16 protein-coding genes are annotated in these 20,287 nt (G+C 59.9%); 11 read left to right on the top strand and 5 right to left on the bottom strand.

The window, feature by feature from the left end; genetic code table 11:
• From ACFRFQ_RS07430 to ACFRFQ_RS07420, 3 genes are all read left to right on the top strand, one after another.
• On the top strand, positions 1-349 hold a 349-nt coding region (locus ACFRFQ_RS07430; protein WP_378655033.1), incomplete at its 5' end, for an amidohydrolase family protein.
• Positions 346-2,025 carry a thiamine pyrophosphate-dependent enzyme gene (locus ACFRFQ_RS07425; RefSeq protein ID WP_378655030.1) on the top strand — a complete coding sequence of 560 codons (1,680 nt, stop codon included), beginning with the start codon at positions 346-348 and terminating at the stop codon, positions 2,023-2,025. The genes ACFRFQ_RS07430 and ACFRFQ_RS07425, both read left to right, overlap by 4 nt.
• 41 nt (positions 2,026-2,066) lie before the next feature.
• Entirely contained in the window at positions 2,067-3,026 is a 960-nt protein-coding gene (locus ACFRFQ_RS07420; protein WP_378655027.1) for an Ldh family oxidoreductase, read from the top strand.
• Between the two features lie 43 nt (positions 3,027-3,069).
• Here ACFRFQ_RS07420 and ACFRFQ_RS07415 read toward each other — a convergent pair whose 3' ends face one another.
• Positions 3,070-4,569 (bottom strand): ATP-binding protein, encoded by a 1,500-nt coding sequence (locus ACFRFQ_RS07415; RefSeq protein ID WP_185993346.1) that lies wholly within the window; start codon positions 4,567-4,569, stop codon positions 3,070-3,072.
• The gene (locus tag ACFRFQ_RS07410) at positions 4,570-5,286 is read right to left on the bottom strand and encodes a response regulator transcription factor (RefSeq protein WP_138873491.1); all 717 of its coding nucleotides are present in this window, start codon (positions 5,284-5,286) and stop codon (positions 4,570-4,572) included.
• Positions 5,287-5,473: 187 nt separating this feature from the next.
• On the opposite strand from ACFRFQ_RS07410, the gene ACFRFQ_RS07405 reads away from it, so the two are divergent.
• Complete coding sequence (locus ACFRFQ_RS07405; RefSeq protein WP_378655024.1) at positions 5,474-6,466, top strand: hypothetical protein; 993 nt, start codon at positions 5,474-5,476, stop codon at positions 6,464-6,466.
• A gap of 235 nt (positions 6,467-6,701) precedes the next feature.
• Here the strand turns inward: ACFRFQ_RS07405 and ACFRFQ_RS07400 are convergent, their stop codons facing one another.
• On the bottom strand, positions 6,702-8,027 hold the full coding sequence (locus tag ACFRFQ_RS07400) for a cation:proton antiporter (protein WP_378655021.1): 1,326 nt from the start codon (positions 8,025-8,027) through the stop codon (positions 6,702-6,704).
• Positions 8,024-9,532, bottom strand: a complete 1,509-nt coding sequence (locus ACFRFQ_RS07395) for a tryptophan 7-halogenase (protein WP_378655018.1) — start codon at positions 9,530-9,532, stop codon at positions 8,024-8,026. Before ACFRFQ_RS07395 ends, ACFRFQ_RS07400 begins: the two co-directional genes overlap by 4 nt.
• 435 nt (positions 9,533-9,967) lie before the next feature.
• Here ACFRFQ_RS07395 and ACFRFQ_RS07390 point away from each other — a divergent pair, with 435 nt between their 5' ends.
• The 7 genes from ACFRFQ_RS07390 (at position 9,968) to ACFRFQ_RS07360 (ending at position 18,687) form a co-directional block, all read left to right on the top strand.
• A complete protein-coding gene (locus ACFRFQ_RS07390; RefSeq protein ID WP_378655016.1) occupies positions 9,968-11,683 on the top strand; it encodes a flavin-containing monooxygenase in 1,716 nt (571 codons plus the stop codon).
• A 268-nt stretch (positions 11,684-11,951) separates the two neighbouring features.
• Entirely contained in the window at positions 11,952-13,214 is a 1,263-nt protein-coding gene (locus tag ACFRFQ_RS07385; RefSeq protein ID WP_378655014.1) for an MFS transporter, read from the top strand.
• Positions 13,215-13,346: 132 nt separating this feature from the next.
• Positions 13,347-14,180: a siderophore-interacting protein gene (locus ACFRFQ_RS07380; RefSeq protein WP_378655011.1), complete on the top strand. Its 834-nt coding sequence runs from the start codon at positions 13,347-13,349 to the stop codon at positions 14,178-14,180.
• Positions 14,181-14,319: 139 nt separating this feature from the next.
• The gene (locus ACFRFQ_RS07375) at positions 14,320-16,020 is read left to right on the top strand and encodes a bifunctional 3-(3-hydroxy-phenyl)propionate/3-hydroxycinnamic acid hydroxylase (RefSeq protein WP_378655008.1); all 1,701 of its coding nucleotides are present in this window, start codon (positions 14,320-14,322) and stop codon (positions 16,018-16,020) included.
• A 2-nt stretch (positions 16,021-16,022) separates the two neighbouring features.
• Entirely contained in the window at positions 16,023-16,952 is a 930-nt protein-coding gene (locus ACFRFQ_RS07370) for a VOC family protein (RefSeq protein WP_378655005.1), read from the top strand.
• Between the two features lies 1 nt (position 16,953).
• Positions 16,954-17,784 carry a fumarylacetoacetate hydrolase family protein gene (locus ACFRFQ_RS07365; RefSeq protein ID WP_378655002.1) on the top strand — a complete coding sequence of 277 codons (831 nt, stop codon included), beginning with the start codon at positions 16,954-16,956 and terminating at the stop codon, positions 17,782-17,784.
• Positions 17,785-17,901: 117 nt separating this feature from the next.
• Positions 17,902-18,687, top strand: coding sequence for an IclR family transcriptional regulator (locus ACFRFQ_RS07360; RefSeq protein WP_378654999.1), 786 nt, complete (start codon positions 17,902-17,904; stop codon positions 18,685-18,687).
• Here the strand turns inward: ACFRFQ_RS07360 and ACFRFQ_RS07355 are convergent, their stop codons facing one another.
• A complete protein-coding gene (locus ACFRFQ_RS07355) occupies positions 18,688-20,256 on the bottom strand; it encodes an ABC transporter substrate-binding protein (RefSeq protein ID WP_378654996.1) in 1,569 nt (522 codons plus the stop codon).
• Between the last annotated feature and the right edge of the window lie 31 nt (positions 20,257-20,287).

Below are 20,287 nucleotides of genomic sequence, written 5' to 3'. Positions count from 1 at the left end.
GGTGAAGGAGACGGCGGATCTGCATGTTCATCCGAATATCTTTGTGAAGGTTTCTGCGATTCCGGGGTATTCGACGGAGCCGTTCCCGAATCTCAGTATCGCGAAGTATGTGCGGGAGATGGTCGATGCGATGGGTCCGGAGCGTTGTTTCTTCGGTACCGACATCACGCGTCTGCTCGGTCACGGGTTGACGTGGACGGATACGGTCGAGCAGTTCACGGAGCATTTCGATTTCACCGAGCAGGAACTCGAGTGGATCATGGGTCGCGGTATCGCCGAATGCCTCGACTGGCCCGTCGTGTCTGAAACAGATCGACCCGTACTGGCGCAAGCGCAGGGGCAGTCGTGAACGACAGGATCGATGGCGGCGAAGCCATCCTCGCAGCGTGCCGCAGCATCGGAATCGACATCATCTTCTCCTCTCCCGGGTCTGAATGGGCGCCGATGTGGGAAGCGCTTGCGCACCAGGAGCGCGACGGCGTCGACGGACCGCGCTACATCGACTTGATGCACGAAACACTTGCTGTCGCAATGGCAACGGGCTACGGGATCGTCACTCGTCGGCCGCAGATGGTTCTCCTGCATGCCGTGCCGGGGCTCCTGCAAGGTGCATGTGGAATTCACGGTGCCCTCCTTGCTCAGGTCGGAATGGTCGTCTGCAGCTCCGAATCGATCACGTACGGTGAGACCGACGTGGACCCGGGGCAACAGTGGTACCGCAATCTCTCCATTGTCGGTGGTCCGCAGAACGTTGCTGCCCCGTTCACGAAGTGGTCGACCCAAGTCGGCAGTGTCGAGACACTGTACGGATCTGTTGTTCGTGCAGCGGATATCGCGCGACGCGGTCCAGCGGGACCGGTTTACTTGAACGTGCCGGTCGAGGTGCTTCTCGAACCGTGGGATGCGGATCGTGCTGCAGTACGGCCGGCGCCGGCTCCCGGTCGGCGTATCAGTCTCGCGTCGGAAATCGACGACGCAGCTCGCCGTCTCCTGGCTGCGCAGCGACCCGTCATCATCACGGAGTCCGCCGGCAGACACCCGGACGGTTTCGACGCGTTGCTCGAATTCGCCGAGCTGTTGTCGGTGCCGGTGATCGAACCGCCGGCCGCGGTGTCCACCAATTTCCCGCGCAACCACGAGTTACATGCCGGCGCAGCCGGTTCGGAGCTTATTCGTGACGCAGATCTGATCATTCTGGTCTGCTGCCGTGCGCCGTGGTATCCGCCGAGTGACCGCCCGGCAGCGGCAGACGTCTTGGTCATCGACGAGGTGCCGCATCGTCAGTACATCGACTATCAGATCCTCGGCGCCGATCAGTACCTCGAGGGTGAAGTCGGTCCAACGCTGCGAGCGCTGAGCGCGACCGTCAAGTCGATCGGGCCGGACGAGTGGCTGGTAGCGCAGCGCCGCGAATCACGTTCCGCCGCGGCCCGTCCCGCAGTGGCATCGACGCCGTCGACGGATACGATCACCGCTGCAGATCTGGTAGACGCGCTCCGTGAAGCGCTGGACCAGGAGGCATCCGTCGTCGACGAGACGATTACGCACAGCCGCGTCGTCGCCGACCGACTTCAAGCGGACAAGCCCGGCCGGTACCAGTACGTCCAGGGTGGACTCGGACAGGGAATCGGTGTGGCACTCGGCGTCAAGCTCGCCGAACCGTCACGCGAGGTGGCACTGACGATCGGTGACGGGTCGTTCCTGTACAACCCGATCGTGCAGGCGTTGGCGGCGTCGAAGTCGCTGGATCTACCCATCCTGATCGTCGTAATCAACAACCACCAGTATCTGTCGATGAAGCTCAACCACTTGCGCTTCTATCCCGACGGCGCTGCGCAGACCGACCAGAACTTCCGCGGGGTCAATCTCCACGACCAACCTTCGGCTGCTTCCCTGGTCGAACCCTTCGGGATGCTCGGTCTGACCGTGACACGACCCGACGAACTCGGCCCAGCGCTGAGTCGTGCGCTGGCCAGCGTGCGCGGCGGAACGACAGCACTCGTAGATGTTCACGTAGCGCGCTGATCGGCGCGTTCCAGTCCGCTTGGATCCAGGAAGGCACTGTCATGTCTACTACTCGTGTTCGCGTCCAGGAGCAGACGTTGCGCGTGTTCGCCGGCAACATCTTCGTCGCCGCGGGATGTTCTGCGGAACACGCCGATCTCATCGCAGATGCCCTCGTATGGGCGAATCTGCGTGGGGTCGACGCTCATGGAGTGTCGCGGATTCCGCGCTACCTCGAATTGTTCGACAGCGGGGATGCCAACCCGGCTCCGGATATCACCGTGGACCAGACGCGGTCAGCGGTTGCCATCGTCGATGCCGATTCGGCGCCGGGTCCGATTGCATTGTCCACCGCCATGGATCACGCAATGAGCCTGGCGCGCACAGTCGGTATTGCCTGGGTGAGCGTCAGGGGCACCGTCCATACGGGCGCTCTCGGGTACTACACGGCGCGGGCCGCCGACTACGGGATGGCGGGTTTGGGGATTGTCGCGGGTATGCCCACGCCGGCGCACCCCGGACGCGGTGGGGCGGCAGTGGCCACGAACCCATTGTCCGTGGCGTTGCCCGCCGGGAGGCGTCAGATGGTTCTGCTCGAGACGGCGACACCGAAGTTGTGCCCGCCAGGCGGATTGCCGTCCAGCGGTGGGGAGGGGGCAGGAATGTCACTGATTCTCGAGCTTCTTGCCAGCGGGTTGGCCTCGAATCCGATCGTCAGCCGCCTTCACTCGGACAAGCCGGAGGGACGCCGCCACCGGGAGAATGCAGTACTGATGGCAGTCGACATCTCGGCGTTTGTTGCTCCGGAAGAATTCATGGGGACGGTCGACGACACGATCGAGGCCATCAACAGATTGCCGGCAACCGATTCGACAGTCGACCCGTCGTACCCGGGGGAGCAGGGAGTCAAGACACTTCACGAACGTCGTGTGGACGGCATCCCCCTCGATGTTCAGCTTTTGGACGAGCTCGAGACTGCGGCCGAGAAACTGAGTGCGGGCGTCCCGTCGGACTTCCGTTAGCGATGCGGGCGGCAATCGAGTCGATGCTCGGCTCGGTTGTCGTTCATTCCGAGCGCGGTAGGCAGACGCAGAATGTTGTAAGACCGGGGCGGGACTGCACCGTCACAGTGCCGTGATGTGCCTCGACGATCGAGGCCGCTATCGCCAGACCGAGTCCCGTGCTGTCGGTCTTTCGTGAACGTCCCCTGTCTCCTCGAACGAACCGCTCGAACAGTTGGGGGAGAATATCCGGGGCGACACCGGGACCGTTGTCGGTGACGGTCAATTCGACCGACCCATGATCAGGACTGTCGTCTGTCACACGCAGGGCGACGGTCACGGTGGTGTCCGGCGGCGTGTGGACCCGTGCGTTCGACAGCAGATTCGCCACCAATTGGTAGAGACGCTCGTTGTCTCCGTTCACCATCACTGCGGATTCGGGTACGTCGATCACCCATTTGTGCAGGGGAGCGGCGACGCGTACGTCGTTCACGGCGTTGACGACCAGTTCCGCAAGATCGACATCCGAGGTTTGCAGGCTCTGGCCTTCGTCCAGCCGCGTGAGCAACAGCAAGTCTTCGACCAGCGCACCCATGCGCCTGGCTTCGGACTCGATCCGTTGGAGTGAGTACTCCGTCATGTCGGGTAGTCGGTCGCTGTCTTGGCGGGTGAGTTCCGCGTATCCCTGGATGGATGCAAGCGGGGTCCGAAGCTCATGGCTTGCATCCGTGACGAATTGCTTGACGCTTTTGTCCGCGGCTATCCGAACCGACAGCGCCTCGTCGACATGATGGAGAAGATGGTTGAGAGCCTCGCCGACCTGCCCCAATTCGGTGCGAGGGTCGGTGTCCGATTCCTCGACGCGTACGTCCAAGGAGACTTCGCCGACGCTGAGCGGAAGCTCGGTCACCTTCTTTGCGGTCGCAACCACCCGGGCGAGCGGCTTCAGGGCGTGCCGGACGACGAGCACAGTACTGATGACAGTAGTTGCCAGGGCGAGAAGGGCGAGAACAGACAGCACGCGCGTTTCATGTACAACGGCGTCGTTGGCGGCTGCAAGTGAAATTCCGACAATCAGCGATGAATTTCCTTTGTGAGCAATACTTTCCATTCGCATATCGCCGACGCCTGCCAGCGTGAGGTCTTGCCGTTCGCCGTCCGCCCAGTCATGGTTCTGGACTTGGGTAACAGCTTCGGCATTCAGGGGAACGGATTCGGAGTCCGAGAACACCGCGGAATCGACTACGGTGCCGTTGTCGAGGAGGAGAATGACCGTCCCGGGAGCCTGGCCGGCGTAGTCGGTCAGTGGTTTTCTGCCCCTCATTGCACCCGTGGAAGGATCGGTTCCAGGGTCGCCGAGGTACTTGTCGATCAAATGGCTGAACGAGGCCATCGATCCGGTCAACTGCGAATCGACCAGCCTCGTGACCGATGTGCGCAGCGAGATGATGCTTGCGACGGCAACGACGAGGAGAATTACCGCGATCACCCCTGTCATGGCGATGACGAGGCGTTTTTGCAGTCCCCACGGCCGACGGCGAAGCACTCCGGCGAGGGTTGGCATTCAGCGGTCCTGAGATTCAGTGGGCCGCAGTATGTATCCGATTCCGCGAACAGTGTGAATCATCGGATCGCGGCCGGCATCGATCTTGCGTCGTAGGTAGGAGACATAGAGGTCCACGATGTTCGACTTGCCCGCGAAGTCGTAATTCCATACTCGGTCGAGGATCTGGGCTCGGGTGAGTGCTTGCTTGGAATTTTGCATCATGTAGCGAAGTAGCTCGAATTCTGTTGTAGTCAAAGGAATTGTCTCGCCACCGCGCTTGACTTCGTACGAACTTCCGTCAAGGGACAGATCGCCGACGACGAGCACGGTGTCATGCTCGGACATCGAATCGGCGGTCCGTCGGAGCAAACCCCTCAACCGCGCCACAAGCTCTTCGAGGCTGAACGGTTTGGTCATGTAATCGTCGCCGCCGGCAGTCAAGCCGAGTACGCGGTCGTTGATCGAATCGAGAGCCGTGAGGAAGAGGACGGGCGTCCCGCGACCCAGAATTCGCAGACGTTCGAGCATGCTGATTCCGTCGATATCGGGCAGCATGATGTCCAGGACCACCAAGTCGAACAGTTGCTCCTGCTGCAGTTCCAGGGCAGTTCTTCCGTCGTGTGCGACGGAGACTATCCATCCCTCGTATCCAAGCGCCAGGCTGACCAAATCGGTGATCGCCGGCTCGTCGTCCACAACCAACACCCGAATCGGGGATCCGTCGGAACGGTACATCCGGGGGAGTCGCGCAAGGACTGCGCGTCGTCGGCCAGAGTCGGAGGACGCGGCACCCGGAGCAGATCTCGACACTGCACCATTATTCCTTACGAGCACGCTCGATAGTGATGCTAGAAGTCAGCGCACAGAAACTTCACATGTTCCCACATCAAATCCACCGAAACACCGTCTATTCTCGCGCAACATGCAACGGCCAGCGAGACATTTCAAGCCAGCGACGCGACGCTACGGGTCGCGCACGGCCTTGGCAGTCATCACGGTTCTGATTGCAGTGACAGCGTCGATGTCCTGCGCACACGGCTCCTGCGCGGCTGCAGCCAAGTCGAGTGGTTCGGCAATACCCGAACCACTACCGACCGAAACCGCCGCAACACCGACGGTGGCCGAACTGGCCGCGCCTGGTGCAGAGCAACAGACTTCACTTGCGTCGCGAATGACATTGGCGACGGAGTTTGCCCGCGAGCAGGGTGCGGAAGTGTCCATTGTGATCTTCGACCGCCTCGAGGGCGTTCGCGTTACCAACGGCAACGACGAACCGATCGATACCGCTTCGGTGTCCAAACTGTTCATCGCCGACGACATTCTTTTCCGTGAACAACAGGGCGAATTCACGCTGTCGGAAGACGAGGCAGCATTGATCGACGACATGCTACGTTCCTCCGACGACTCAGCTGCCGATCTGCTGTGGAATCGCTTCGGGGGCAACGACATCATCGACCGCATCACAGAGCGGTACCCGCTTCCGTCAACTTCCATCGGATGGAACGAGACATGGTGGGAAACGGAGACAACCATGTCCGACATGGTGAGCTATTACGCAGCCTTGCTCGACGGTAGTGGGGGTCTGCAAGCGGATCAGACTGCAGTTGTTCTCAGTGACATCGGGGATTTCACCACTACCGGCGCTGACGGTTACTACCAACGGTTCGGAATCCCGGACGCGCTTACCGCTGAATCCGATATCGCTGTCAAACAGGGGTGGATGTGCTGCATCGACGATAGTTGGATTCACCTGTCGACAGGAATCGCCGGCGACGATCATCGGTACATCATTGCGCTGGGCTCTCGTGAAACTGCGGCAAACTACGGGGGTGGAGACCTCGGCGCCGAACACGCGCGCTGGACTCTCACCGAAACGGCCACGATACTTTTCCCTGACGGTAGAATCGATTTGTGAAATAGGCAAGCGAACAAGGGAATTCGGCGTCATCTGCAGGAAACCGGCGTAGTCGCCCGAGTGGATGAGAAGTGGCCACACGGGCAGGTATCAGTGCCCATCCCAGTCCGTTGGCACCGCCGCAGCCGATTGGGCTATGACGAATGCCGTTGGTGCACAGATATTTCGACACGGCTGTGCCGACCTGATCGGTGAACTGATCAGGTCGGCACGCAACGTTCGGGGATTTACCGGGTCATTCTCGGCCCGGAGCTGTTTCCCACTTCTCATGGAGTTGTGCTCGCTGTTCCTCTTCGGTCGTGTGATCTACTCGCGACATCGACCATCGGAGGATCGGTGGTGCCATGACGGACGTCACGACCGCGACGAAGACGATGACCGCATACGCTTCGGCGCCGAAGACGCCAAGTCGCAGACCCACCATCGCGATCACGATCTCCACTGCGCCACGTGCATTCAGCCCTGCGCCCAATGCCACCGATTCCAAGCGCGGCAAGCCAACCACACGTGCGCCGGCATAGGAGCCGACGAACTTGCTCGCAGTCGCCACCGCCAGCACACCCACGCCGGCCAGCAACACCCGCGGATCAGCAAGTACCGAGAGGTCCACGCGCAAACCGGCAGTGGCAAGGAACAACGGCGCAAATACCGTCATCACGACGGTCCGCAGCGGTGCCAACAACGCAGCTCGGTTCTGTCCCACCACCACTCCGGCGACAAAGGCGCCGAGAATCGCTTCGAGATGTAGTGCTTGTGTTGCAGCGGCGCACCCGAGAATGACGACGACGACCGTTGCAATGGTCGTCCGTTGATCAGAGTGCTTCTCGGCGCGATCGAGGACGACCTTGACGAGCGGACGAAGCAGTAAGAGCGCCGCCGCCACGAGCAACACCAACGATGCAATTGTCCACACGATCTTGCCCGCGCGTACACCAACGGTCGCCATGGCCGACACCACTGAAAGCATCACCCAGGCTGCAGCATCGACAACGGTGCCCGAGGCAAGCGTCAACTGGCCGACGTTGCGATGCAGGAGTCCCATTTCAAGCAGTGTCTTGGCAATCACGGGAACGGCGCTGGCCGACAGTGCAGTTCCGATCAGCACCGCAAAGGTGACGTTGGACGTACCTTTGCCGATCAAGGTGTCGGGGAGGAGGAAGCCCGCTGCGATACCTGCTCCCAATGGCACCACGAATGCCCCGGCACTCACCGAGGCGACCACGCCGACACGCCGTCGAACAAATGCTGTATCGAGTTGCGCCGCAGACAAACCCACCAGCAAGAGAATGCCGATCTGCCCCACTGCGTCGAGAAGATTCTGCTGCGCCGCAACGGCCGGAAACAACCAGTTCTCCACGTCAGGCGAAATGCTCCCCAGGATCGAGGGGCCCATCACGATTCCGGCTGACAACTCGCCGACGATGCTCGGCAATCCGAACCGGTTCGCCACCTTGCCCAAGACCGTGGCTACGCCGATCAGCACAGCGATTTGTGTCAGAAGAATCAGCAGCGCATGCTCGCCGATCTGCGGTACGGGATCCGCAGCCGCCCAGATGTTCACCGTGTTACGAGAGCGGGCTCTACCCAGGCCAGCCCATCAGATGAAGGGACCAACCCGCCCTCGAGCAAAGGCGGCGGAGTCTGAATCGAACTGCTCGCGCCACGCGCTTGCAATGAATTCATCTCTTCCATCACCTCTCGAACTACCGGCGTGGCAAAGAGATGGTTCATCCGTTGACCTGAATCTGTATCCATGCCACCAGTTTTCACAGTCGCATCAGTCAATGCCTTGGTCGACGCGGAGAATCGCTTCACCACAGCGTCGGCGTCGGTCAGCACGTCCTCCTGCGAATACGCGCCCGCCACCAAAGACACGAATGCCGTCATGTCCTGACCGTCGAAGTTGGTCACACGACGAGCTTTCCAGAAGTACGAGTCTTCAGACTGTTCCATGTCGTAGAACGAGGACAAGAACTCGTAGAACACTGCGTACTCCCGACGGTACCGTCCCTCGAACTCGCCGAACGCTCGCTCCTCGCTCAGTTCCCCCGACAAGACGCTGTTGATCGAGCGTGCGGCAAGAACAGCCGAGTAGGTAGCCAGATGCACCCCGGTGGAGAATACCGGATCGATGAAACATGCTGCGTCGCCGACCAATACCATGCCGTTACCCCAGAATTTGGTGTTGGCATAGGAGTAGTCCTTTCGGGTACGGATCTGCCCGTACACGCCATCGGTAACTCGGGTCGCGTCCGAGAGCATGTCGTCGACAATTGCGCAGCGTTTGACGAACTTCGCCAAAGCCTGTTCCGGATCGCCCTGGATTTTTGCCGCGTGTTCCTTCGCGATCACCGCACCCACGCTGGTGAGCTCGTCGGTGAGCGGGATGTACCACATCCATCCTTCGTCGAACGCCGCGCACAGGATATTTCCTGAGTCAGGCTCGGGAAAACGCTTGCCCCCGTTGAAGTATCCGAACAGTGCTACGTTCTGGAAGAAGTCGGAGTAGACACGTTCGGCGCCGGCATGCTTCGTCAACCGAGTCTTGTTTCCCGAGGCGTCGACGACATACTTCGCACGCACCTCGCAGACGTCGCCGTCCACATCCGTATACGTGACACCAACTACTCGTCCGTTGTCGTCGAGGATCGGTCCGGTGACGGTGGACTGCTGCCGTACGTCGACTCCGCATTTCTGCGCGTGCTTCAAGAGAATGTGATCGAATTTCATCCGTTCGACCTGGTAGGCGTACGACGTGGGTCCGGCGAACTCGGGAGTTATCGCAAACAAGAAGTTCCACGGCACCGGGTTCTTGCCCCAGCGGAAGCTGCCGCCGCGCTTTCGCATGAATCCGGCATCCTCCATCTCCTTCTCCACTCCGAGCAGTCGACACACGCCGTGGACCGTGGCGGGCAGAAGCGATTCGCCGATCTGATAGCGCGGAAACTGCTCCATTTCCAACTGCACAACTCTGTGACCGCCCTTGGCCAATAGCGTTGCAGCGCTGGACCCTCCGGGTCCGCCGCCTACGACGACTACGTCGACCTCGTCGACACGACTGCTCATTTCCGATCCCTTTCGAGTCAGGTGTAACTCTTTGTTACGAGACGTGATCGACCCACTATTCGAAGATGAGAACCTAAAGAAAGGTTCAAGTCTTTCGAAATCGAATCTTTACTATCGCCTGCCTCGTGAAGTCTCTCTATCTTCCTGTGACGGCGGTAGACAGCCTAGGCTATCCTAAATGTAAATGGGTGTCCTTGTTGTGGTTACTGAAAGTTGTTGCCCGACTGGGTGGATGGTGAGGTTGGCAACATCCTCACCCCTGACCACGTTCGACTAGCATCGTTAGCCTAACCTAATTTTATGCGCATCGGGGCTGGATGGTCAGGCCGTTACAGAATGCACATGATCCTCACATCTTTTACGTCCTGACCCATGTGGTCGCGACGCTGATCGAAGTTAGTTCGGTTTCTTACTCGGGAATCTCGGAGGCAATATATGAAGGTTTGTGTCGTTGGAGCGGGTCCGTGCGGGCTGACAACCGTCAAACAGCTTCTCGACGAGGGGCATGAGGTGGTCTGCTTCGACAAGAACGCGGACGTGGGAGGAATCTGGCTTCGCCACGAAGGTGACGGCGACAAGATGAAGGCATACGACAACCTTCATCTGACCATCTCGATCAAGCTGATGGCCTACTCGGATCACCCGTTCAAAGGGGAACGAGTGTTCTACACCCGTAGGCAGTACTTCGAGTACCTCGAGGAATATGCAAATCTCTACCACCTACGCAACCACATTCGGTTCGGCAGCGAGGTGACGAATGTCGAACGGAAATCCGATACGTGGACCGTGTCGGTTCGCCGCGACGGTGTCGAGGTGGTGGAAGAGTTCGACGCGGTCGCAATTTGTTCCGGACCGTTCAAGACACCCAACCGGAACATCGCCGAGCTCGAGAACTTCTCCGGAGAGATCGTGCACTCGTCGGAATATCGGAACAACGAGCGATTCAGGGGCAAGCGTGTCCTGATCGTCGGTATGGCGGAATCAGGGGCCGATATCGTTCGTGAAATCGGCGATGTGGCGGATGCGTGCACCTTGTCGATCAGGTCGTACAACTATCTGCTGCCCCGGGTGTTCAACAGCACCAGGACGACGGATCACGGCACCGTGAGATCGCATCATCACGAGATGCTCAGGCGAGCAACCGACTATCCATTCCCTCTCGACACCGTCTGGGGACGCAGTTCCCTCGCGAAGGCTCTCTTTCTTGCCGTATCGGTGGTTCTCGGAGTTGTCACGACGGCTCTGGGCGCTCTGCGCGTGTACCGAGACAAGTTTATTCCAGGCATGCGCGCCGCTGCGCCCGCGCTCAATCCGATGGGCGAGGCGGTCTATCCCCCGAAGCTCGATATCGGAACGGTCCACAACGACGAGAACTGGAACCTGATCAAAACCTGGAATCGACGATCTCATCCCGATGGAAGCTGGACACAGCGAACGATCTTCTGCAAGAACGTCAGCTTCATCCCGAGCATTGTGGACGGCCGAGTCGTGTTGAACGACGCGGGAATCGAGACGTCCGAAGGCAACAAGGTCGTCTTCAAGGATTCGAAGGTCGGTGAATTCGATACCATCGTGCTCTGCACGGGCTTCAGCAACGAGGAACTCTCCGTTGGCGACCTGCAGGTCAAGGAAGGAAACGTCCGCAACCTCTACAAGCACTTCCTTCATCCGGAACACCAAGGGACCGCGGCATTCATCGGATTTGTTCGCCCATTCTCGGGTGGCATTCCCATCTGTGCGGAGATGCAGGCGCGCTACTTTGCGCGTGTGCTCAGCGGCAAGCTGAAGCTTCCCCGCAATCTCGACGAAGTCATCGGACGAGAGAAGGAATGGGAAGAGCACTGGACTGCCCTGAGTCCGCGGCACACTGAGGCAATACCATCGCAGGTTCTCTACCTGGACGCACTCGCGCGTGAAATCGGCTGTATGGTTCCGATGCGGAAGATGATCCTGAACCCGAAGCTGTTCATTCAACTGTGGTTCGGCAGCTTCAATCAAGCCTGCTACCGGATCGTCGGGCCGCACAATCTGGGTCAAGCCGCGCGTGAGGACCTCTATTCCGAACTGGTCGACAATCGGCGGGAAATGGCATTCCGGATGTCGATGTTGCAGCTGATGCCCTCATCCGTTCATCCGAAGCACATGATGTAGGGCGCGGAGCCGATGTCACCCGAACAGTGCTGCAGCACTGCATAGTTCACAGGTTATGTTTTCGCTCTAGCAGATGTGGCCGCTGTTCGGGTTCCGTGCATTGCATACTTAGGTTGAAGTTGGTGTCGTTGACGCGATCCCGTCGACGTCGATACGGTCTCAGTGCTGGGGTCTGGAGTTGCTCTTTCGATTCACCGGTTGAAAGTAACTTGTGTGCTTCACTTTCCGTCCACCGCAGTGGTTCGACCCCGACAAGATAGGCGCAGTAGTGCTCCAAACTTTTCGCTCACTCTCAATCCCCAACTACCGCATATACGCGGCGGGCGCAGTCGTGTCGAACGTGGGCACCTGGATGCAACGCATCGGCCAGGACTGGCTCGTTCTTCAGTTGACAGACAACAGTGGAACCGCGGTCGGTATCACGACGAGTTTGCAGTTCCTGCCGGTTTTGCTGATCTCTCCCCTCGCAGGTCTACTGGCAGACCGTTATCCGAAGCGCCGCCTGATGCAGGTGACTCAGGTGATGATGGCAGTCCCTGCACTCATCTTGGGAATCCTGGCAGTCACAGGTGCGGCGCACCCGTGGCACGTCTACGTCATAGCATTCGTCTTCGGTATCGGCGCGGCTTTGGATGCTCCTGCGCGACAGTCGTTTGTGCCGGAATTGGTTGGCCCCGAGGATCTCACGAATGCGGTGGGTTTGAACTCCGTATCGTTCAATACCGCGCGGGTTGTCGGTCCTGCGGTGGCGGGCGTCTTGATTGCGGCGTTCGGTTCCGGCGCTGAGGCGGCGGGATGGGTGATCCTTCTCAATGCCTTGAGTTACATCGCAGTGATCTACGCTCTTCAATCGATCAATCCCGATCTGCTCTCGTCACCTCAGCCGCAGGTGCGGCGCAAGGGGATGCTGCTCGAAGCGGTGCGCTACCTGCGTGGTCGGCCCGATCTTCTCTTCGTGTTCGTCATTGTCTTCTTCGTGGGGGCCTTCGGAATCAACTTTCAGTTGACCACTGCGTTGATGTCGACGCAGGAATTCGGCAAGAGCGCCGGAGAGTTCGGCCTGTTGACTTCGGCGATGGCGGTCGGGTCGTTCGCCGGTGCTCTGGCCGCGGCGAGGCGATCCACGATTTCCGGCCGTCTGGTGATGTTTGCGGCGTTGGCGTTCGGTGGTGCGCTTGCAGTGGGTGGATTGATGCCGACCTATCTGACTTTCGCGATCTGGACTCCGCTGATCGGACTCAGTGCCATGACGATGATCACCGCCGCTCAGGCCAATATTCAGCTCAAGGTCCATCCGGAGTTTCGTGGACGTGTCACCGCCCTTTACGTGATGGTGTCGATGGGAGGTGCGCCGGTCGGAGCGCCGATTATCGGATGGATCGGCGAGACCTTCGGGCCGCGGTGGACGCTGTTCGTCGGCGCGGCGGTGGCTCTGTTGAGTGTGGCCGGGGCTGTGGCGGCGTTCGGTTGGCCAGCGCGAGCCGAGTCTTCCGACACGGGGACTTCCTACCCGAGTCAAACCGTTCGCTGAGGAAACTGCCGTCCTCCGGCAACCTACGCTGGACCCATCTATGAGCCAGCTGACATCCATATCGTCGATATATCGTGATATAGATAGAAGTATATCGTTTTCATTCTGAATGCGTCCGATCAAGGAGACGTCTTGACTACATATCTGACCGTGACCAGTAGCGAACCCATCACTCCGTCGCTTCGGCGAGTGTGGTTCCACAGCGACGACCTCTCGGCGTTCGTCGGCAGCGTGTCCACCGACCGCTACGTCAAGCTGGTCTTTCCCAAGCCCGGTGTCGTGTACCCCGAGCCGCTCGACGTCCGTGCGTTGCGCGGCATTATGGCACCCGAGGACCTGCCGGTGGTGCGTACGTACACAGCGATTTACCCCGACATCGAGGCGGGGACGGTGGCAATCGATTTTGTGATTCACGGAGACGAAGGCGTCGCTGGACCGTGGGCGGCTACAGCGCAACCCGGCGACACACTGATGGTCAACGGACCGGGCGGGCGATATGCGCCGGACCCGGCTGCTGATTGGCACCTGTTGGTGGGTGACGAGTCTGCAGTGCCCGCGATCAGTGCCGCTCTCGCCGCCTTGGCAGATGCCGCGCCGGACGCTGTGGCACGGGTTGTGGTCGAGGTGGACTCGGCCGCGCACGAGCCGCCGCTGGCAGACTTGGGACCGACCGGGGCCGAGATCGTCTTTGTGCACCGCGACGCGGATGCCGGCCACAGTGCGTTGGTGGACTCCGTGCGCGGCCTGGCCTGGCTCCCGGGGCGCGTTCAGGTATTCGCGCATGGCGAAGCCGACGCAATCATGCATGGTCTGCGGCCATATCTGTTGAGTGAACGTGGCTTGCTCCGCGACCAGGTTTCGATCTCCGGATACTGGCGCCGCGGAAGTACAGAAGAAGGGTTCCGGGAATGGAAGTCCGAGATGGACCCTGCCGGTGGCCGGGGGCGGGGCCGACGCCGAGGTTAGGGCAGTTGGACTGGGGCCTCCCTCCATTGCAGTGACGTAGGTGCGTGAACTCCGGCTCAATTGCGCAGTAGCTATTGGCAATTGAGCCGGAATGCTGTCCAGCCTTCGCTGTCGAGGTACTCCACTGATGTAAACCTAAGTGTGCGTCCTATGTTGCAGGAATCTATTCCTGGATAACTGGACGGCGAGTTACCGTTTCTGCACGCCACTTCTGGTGGCGATCCCAGAGGAGGAACTCGTGAACTCGATTTTTCGAGGCCGCCGGTACGACGTGGCGATCTGCGGCGCAGGCCCGGTCGGAATGACCGCGGCAGCGCTACTCGCGGCCCGCGGCCTCGACGTGGTTGTACTCGAGCAACGCATGACCACCAGCGATGAGCCGAAGGCGATCAGCATCGACGACGAGGCATTGCGGGTCTACCAGCAGGCCGGCATTGCCGATGCGGTGATGCGAATAATGGTGCCTGGTACCGGAACCCAGTACTTCGACAGTGACAACAAGCCTCTGTTCCATGCACGTGCCGCCGTTCCATACCGGCTCGGATATCCGTTCAAGAATCCCTTTGCACAACCGGACCTCGAGCGAGTGTTGCTCTCAGCGCTCCATGATCATCCGAATGTCGACGTGCATTTCGGCACCGAAGTAACCGGAGTGGAACAAGATCGGGATCGCGTCACGATCTCGACGACGGACGGTGACGTGGTGGCTCGGTACGCATTGGGCTGCGACGGTGGTCGCTCGACAATGCGGGAGTTGTTCGGCGTCACCATGAGTGGACGGAGCTACCCTGACGTCTGGCTCGTCGTCGACACGCTCGGTGATTTCCACACCGAACGCTTCGGAATGCACCACGGCGATCCGGAACGTCCACACGTCATCGTGCCAGGACTCGGTGGTCGTTGCCGCTACGAATTCCGGTTGTTCTCCGGAGAGGGTGAACCGACGGACACACCCTCGTTCGAACTGATCGAACGGTTGCTGCGCCGGTATCGCGCCATTACTCCCGAACAGGTCGAGCGGGCGGTCAACTACCGTTTCAACGCCGTTGTCGCTGACGACTGGCAGGTCGGTCGATGTTTCCTGCTCGGCGATGCTGCTCACATGATGCCGCCATTCGCCGGTCAGGGCTTGAACTCCGGAATCCGGGACGCGGCGAATCTGTCGTGGAAGATCGCCGATGTGCTGGACGGGCGATTGCATGAAAACTCCCTGCGTAGCTACCAAAGCGAACGCAGTCCGCACGCAGTCGCAACCGTGCGCGCGTCGGAGAGGCTCGGACGAGTCGTCATGACAACCTCAACTCGACTGGCTCGCCGTCGCGACGAATTGGTCGGGGCTGCACTGGCTACATCGGAAGGGCGGACATTCTTCGAGGAAATGCGGTACCGCCCCGTTCAACAGTTCACTGACGGACTCGTTGTCTCAGGGCCGAACGTCGGTGTCCCCGTAGGGCAGCCACGGGCGTTCGACACGATCGACCAGCGCATCGGTCTGTTGGATCAGTCCCTCGGTCACGGCTGGGCTCTGGTTGGTGTCGATGTCACCACCGAGGAAGACTGGGCAAACGTGTCGGTAGTGGCCACGCTTTTCGATGCAACTGCCGCATGTGTGCCCGTCGACGAAATCCTGCCCCGGCTCCAGCAGCGAGTGCTGATCGACGTCGACGGCGGACTGAATCGCGAATTCGATTGTTACCGAGGACGTTTTGTTCTCTTGCGCCCAGATCACTTCGTCGCGGCTGCCTGGTATCCCCAGGATACGGCTCAGGTTACCGATGTACTCAGTACCTGGGCCCCTGATTTTCAGACATCCCACTCCGAATCATTAGGAAAGGCATAATCATGGAACGACCGAATCGTGTTGTCCTGCAGGAACGCGATGCTGCAGGCACCCTTACCTCCACTGCCGTCTCTCACATCGGTTTCCATGTTCCCGACGTGGCTGCGGCAGCTTCCTTCTACGGTCGCGTTCTCGGCCTCGTCGTTCAAGGCGAACTCGAAGACGGCGGTCTGCGCCTGGGCTGGGGTACCGGTCACCATGTCGTGGACCTGATCGAAGGCGAAAAGAGTTTGGCATACTACGGTTTCGAGGTGCGCGACACAGACGGCATCGAAGGAATCCGGAAGCGTCTGCTTGCTGCGGGACATGACGTCTCCGAGCTCGATCCGTCTTTCATCGACTACGCACTCGGTACTGCGGACGGAATCTCCGTTCCGGATCCCGACGGCAACATCGTGCACTTCCACGGGCCGGTAGAGCGGCAAGGTGAGAATGCTGCGGATACCGGACGACGGCCGATCAAGTTCCAGCACACCACGGTTGGCACCGTGGATGTCGCGGCGATGGCGGCGTTCTTCGTCGATGTTGTAGGGTTCCGCATCTCCGATCAACTCGAGGACGGTAAGTTCGCTTGGCTTCGCAGTGATCGCGACCACCACACCTTGGCCGTCGTCGAGATCGGCAAGGCGGGCGACATCGATCACTATTCTTACGACCTCGCGGAATGGGAAGACTTCAAAGCCTGGTGCGATCGACTCACCGATCTCGGTGTCGACGTCAGTTGGGGACCGGGTCGCCACGGACCGGGTAACAACCTGTTCGTCTTCTTCGACGACCCGGCCGGCAATCACATCGAACTGTCGGCCGAAATGGAGAAGTTTCATGATGACCGCGTTACCTATGTGCCGCGCCGCTGGAAGCCGATTCCGACCTCGGTGAACCTGTGGGGTGGCCAACTCGCAACATGGCGCAAGACGAGCGAAGGAAACTGACATGGCATACGCAACATATGAATTCAACGGAGCGCGCGGTGTCGGCGAGGTCGACGGCGACCATATCGTTCCTCTCGAAGGGATCACCGAGATCGGGGTTTCGACGTCGATCGACGTCCTTGCGGCAGCACCGCGTCGTCGAGCCGACTCCGTCGCGATCAACGACGTCACGCTGCTTCCGGTCGTGCCGAATCCGACCAAGATCCTGTGCGTCGGTTTGAACTACCGGGATCATGTCACCGAGACCAAGCGCGATCTCCCGACCTACCCGGTCATGTTCGCCAAGTACGCCTCGAGCTTGATCGGAGCCTACGACGACATCGCTGTGCCGCCGGAGTCCGAGCAGGTCGACTACGAAGGCGAACTTGCGGTCGTCATCGGGCGATCCGGACGACGAATCTCCGAACAGAACGCTCTCGACCATGTCCTCGGGTACTCGGCGGCCAATGACATCACCATGCGCGACTTTCAGTACAAGACTCACCAGTGGATTCAGGGAAAGGCCTGGGATGCAAGCACTCCAGTCGGTCCCACCGTCGTGACTCCCGGCGAGGTGGACATCACCGCGGCCGGTATTCGCACCATCGTCAACGGCGAGAAGGTACAGGAATCAGATCTTTCCTACCTGATCTTCTCCATTGCCAGCCTGATCTCGACCATTTCTACCTTCACCACTCTCGAACCAGGTGACATCATCTTGACGGGTACTCCAGGTGGAGTGGGGTACCGGCGCGATCCCCAACTCTTCCTGCATCCCGGCGACAGCGTCAGTGTCGAGATCGACGGCATCGGTACCGTACGTAATTCGGTGGTGGCGCAGCAGCTTTCCTGACCGCGCACCGCCGAACCGGCCGCGCCTCACACTTCGGGGCGCGGCCGGATCGGCTGACACGGAGGGACGAATCGATATGAGACTGTATTCCTGCTATTGAGGATTGGGCGGTGAATTATGACGGCATCTTCCGGTGGCTATCGCGAACGTAACTCCACCGCCGACCGCACGCTGACCGTACTTGGGATGTTCTCCGACAATCGACTCCACATCAGTGCTGCCGACGTTGCCGACGCACTCGACTGTGCTCGGTCGACTGCCTACCGGTACCTGCAAACATTGGTATCCACGTCCTTCCTCGAAGAGGCGCCACATGGCGGATTCCGGCTCGGTATCCGGGTGATGGAGCTTGCCCGCCTTGCCCGGCGTAGTTTCAGCCTCACCGAGGTCGCACTGCCTGTTATGCGTGCATTGGCCGACGAACTCGGCGAAACCGTTTTGCTGACCCGACTGGTCGACAGTGCGGTCATCTGCATCGAGCGGTGTGAAGGAGCGAATCAACTGATCCGGCTCAGTTATGAACGCGGCAGCCGACTTCCGATCAACGCCGGGGCCTCTGCATTGGTCCTGTTGGCCTGGCTTCGTGAAAGTCAGGCCCGCGAATTACTTGCCCGAGAGCCTCTGCAGAGTTTTACCGAGAGCACACTGGTCGATGTCGACTCCCTGATGAATCGACTGTCCGAAATTCGCGCAAATTCCGTCAGTGTGTCCGTCGCGGAAGTAGACCCTGATGTCATCGGCATTGCTGCACCGGTTTTCGGCGGCAACGGTGCGGTTGTCGCGGCGTTGAGTGTCGTCACCATGCGTCGTCGGGTGCCTCCGAAACGACTTGACGACCTGGTTTCGGCAATAGCGGCCGCAAGCAGCACATTGTCGAACCAGATCGTCGTGCGCGACGGCTGATCAGTCAGCGAGCCAGAGTCCGGCCGTCAACAGGGAACCTTCTCCGTACATCTGGATTCCGCCGACTTTGTCGGATGCGATCGCGGTCTCCGACGTGCGTTGGTAGAAGATGGCGGGTGCCGTCTCGGCAAGACGTTCTGACGCAGTCTCGTACGCGTCCTTGCGGTCCGCGATCGACTCACTGACACGACCGGCTACGAGTGCCGCATCAAGTTGATCGTCCTTGATCCCCGTTGCGCTCCGTGGCGATGTGCTGTGGAAGGAACGGAACAATGCGGGTTCCGGGTCGATGAAGTTGGACGCTGCCACCATCATGTCGAAGTCCTTCTGCCCGTAGATGCGTCCCGACTCGGCCCAGTCGACACGATTGACGGAAATCTCGACGTTGTCGTACTGACTGAGCTGTGCCTGGACCGCCTGGGCAACAAGCTCTTTACCCGGGAACGCTGTGAAGGTGAACGTCAAGGGACTGCCTTCGGCGGCGAACTGATCAAAGAGGCCCTGCGCCTTGGCCTTGTCGTAGGTATGTAGCGGAGTTTCCGTGTAGAACTGGCTGGTGTCCGGGAACAATGTCTCGGCGATGACGCCTGCTCCCTTGTCTATAGCGAGTGTCAGTGTCTCCAGGTCTATTGCTGCACTGACTGCTTGGCGTTTTCGAACATCGTCGAACGGGGCTCGTGTCGTGTTCAGGGCAACGAAGGTTCCGCCGGCCATCGGCATAGTCCGAACCTGGAACCCGGCGTCTGTTGCCTTCTCTACGACGGACCAGTTGGCGGCCTGCACCAGGTCAGCGCCACCACTCACCACGGAATTCAATCGCTGTTCTTCATCTGCCGACGAGGTGAGTGTGAGTCGGTCGAGATACGGACGTGGAGCGTCCCAGAATCCTGGGTTCTTGACCAGTTCGATCTTGCCGGCGCGGGTCCAGCTCTCGAGGGTGAACGGACCGGCTCCGATCGGATCGGCATCAAAAGCCTGCGATCCTTGCGCCAAAGCCTCCGGTGATGCAATCCAGTTCATCGCGGTTTGCGACAGCTGATGGGCGTAAGCCGGAATTGACTGCGTCAAAGTAACTTTCAGTGACGTTTTGTCGACAACCTCGGATGACTCGACCAGTGCGGCATCGGGGGTGGAATTGGAACCGAGCGACTTGTCCTTGAGTCGATCCCAGTTGAACTTCACCGCATCTGCAGTCAGCGGCGATCCATCGGAGAACTCGAGACCGTCTCGAAGGTGAAGGACGAAGGTCTTGCCGCCGTCGTCGCTCGCGAAGCTCTCTGCCATCGAGTAGCTGATCTCATCAGTTTGCTGATCGCCGTACATGAGCGTTCCGTACAACGAATTGCCGAGTGTGCCTTGGCCTTGCAGGTTGTTCTGAAGAATCGCGGGGTCGAGGTTGCGAGGTTCGCTCAGCAGCACCGTGCGCAGTGTGCCGCCAGAAACAGGATCACCCGACGGGCCGGAGTTGGACGACGCCTCGGAGCCGGCGGCGCCACCTCCACATGCCGTCAGGACGAACGCGATGGAACACGCCGCCACCACAGCCAGTATTCGTGTATTTCGGAACATCAATGGTCCTCTCTGAAACTGACTCGGGAAT

This window comes from Rhodococcus sp. NPDC056743 (assembly GCF_042790355.1).
Classification (GTDB): domain Bacteria; phylum Actinomycetota; class Actinomycetes; order Mycobacteriales; family Mycobacteriaceae; genus Rhodococcus_F.
This window is presented reverse-complemented; position numbering and strand designations above follow the sequence as displayed.

Coding starts and splice junctions, on each gene's coding strand:
- ACFRFQ_RS07420 (WP_378655027.1), top strand. CDS start 2,067: ATGTCTACTACTCGTGTTCGCGTCCAGGAGCAGACGTTGCGCGTGTTC.
- ACFRFQ_RS07415 (WP_185993346.1), bottom strand. CDS start 4,569: ATGCCAACCCTCGCCGGAGTGCTTCGCCGTCGGCCGTGGGGACTGCAA.
- ACFRFQ_RS07410 (WP_138873491.1), bottom strand. CDS start 5,286: ATGTACCGTTCCGACGGATCCCCGATTCGGGTGTTGGTTGTGGACGAC.
- ACFRFQ_RS07405 (WP_378655024.1), top strand. CDS start 5,474: ATGCAACGGCCAGCGAGACATTTCAAGCCAGCGACGCGACGCTACGGG.
- ACFRFQ_RS07395 (WP_378655018.1), bottom strand. CDS start 9,532: ATGAGCAGTCGTGTCGACGAGGTCGACGTAGTCGTCGTAGGCGGCGGA.
- ACFRFQ_RS07390 (WP_378655016.1), top strand. CDS start 9,968: ATGAAGGTTTGTGTCGTTGGAGCGGGTCCGTGCGGGCTGACAACCGTC.
- ACFRFQ_RS07370 (WP_378655005.1), top strand. CDS start 16,023: ATGGAACGACCGAATCGTGTTGTCCTGCAGGAACGCGATGCTGCAGGC.
- ACFRFQ_RS07365 (WP_378655002.1), top strand. CDS start 16,954: ATGGCATACGCAACATATGAATTCAACGGAGCGCGCGGTGTCGGCGAG.
- ACFRFQ_RS07360 (WP_378654999.1), top strand. CDS start 17,902: ATGACGGCATCTTCCGGTGGCTATCGCGAACGTAACTCCACCGCCGAC.
- ACFRFQ_RS07355 (WP_378654996.1), bottom strand. CDS start 20,256: ATGTTCCGAAATACACGAATACTGGCTGTGGTGGCGGCGTGTTCCATC.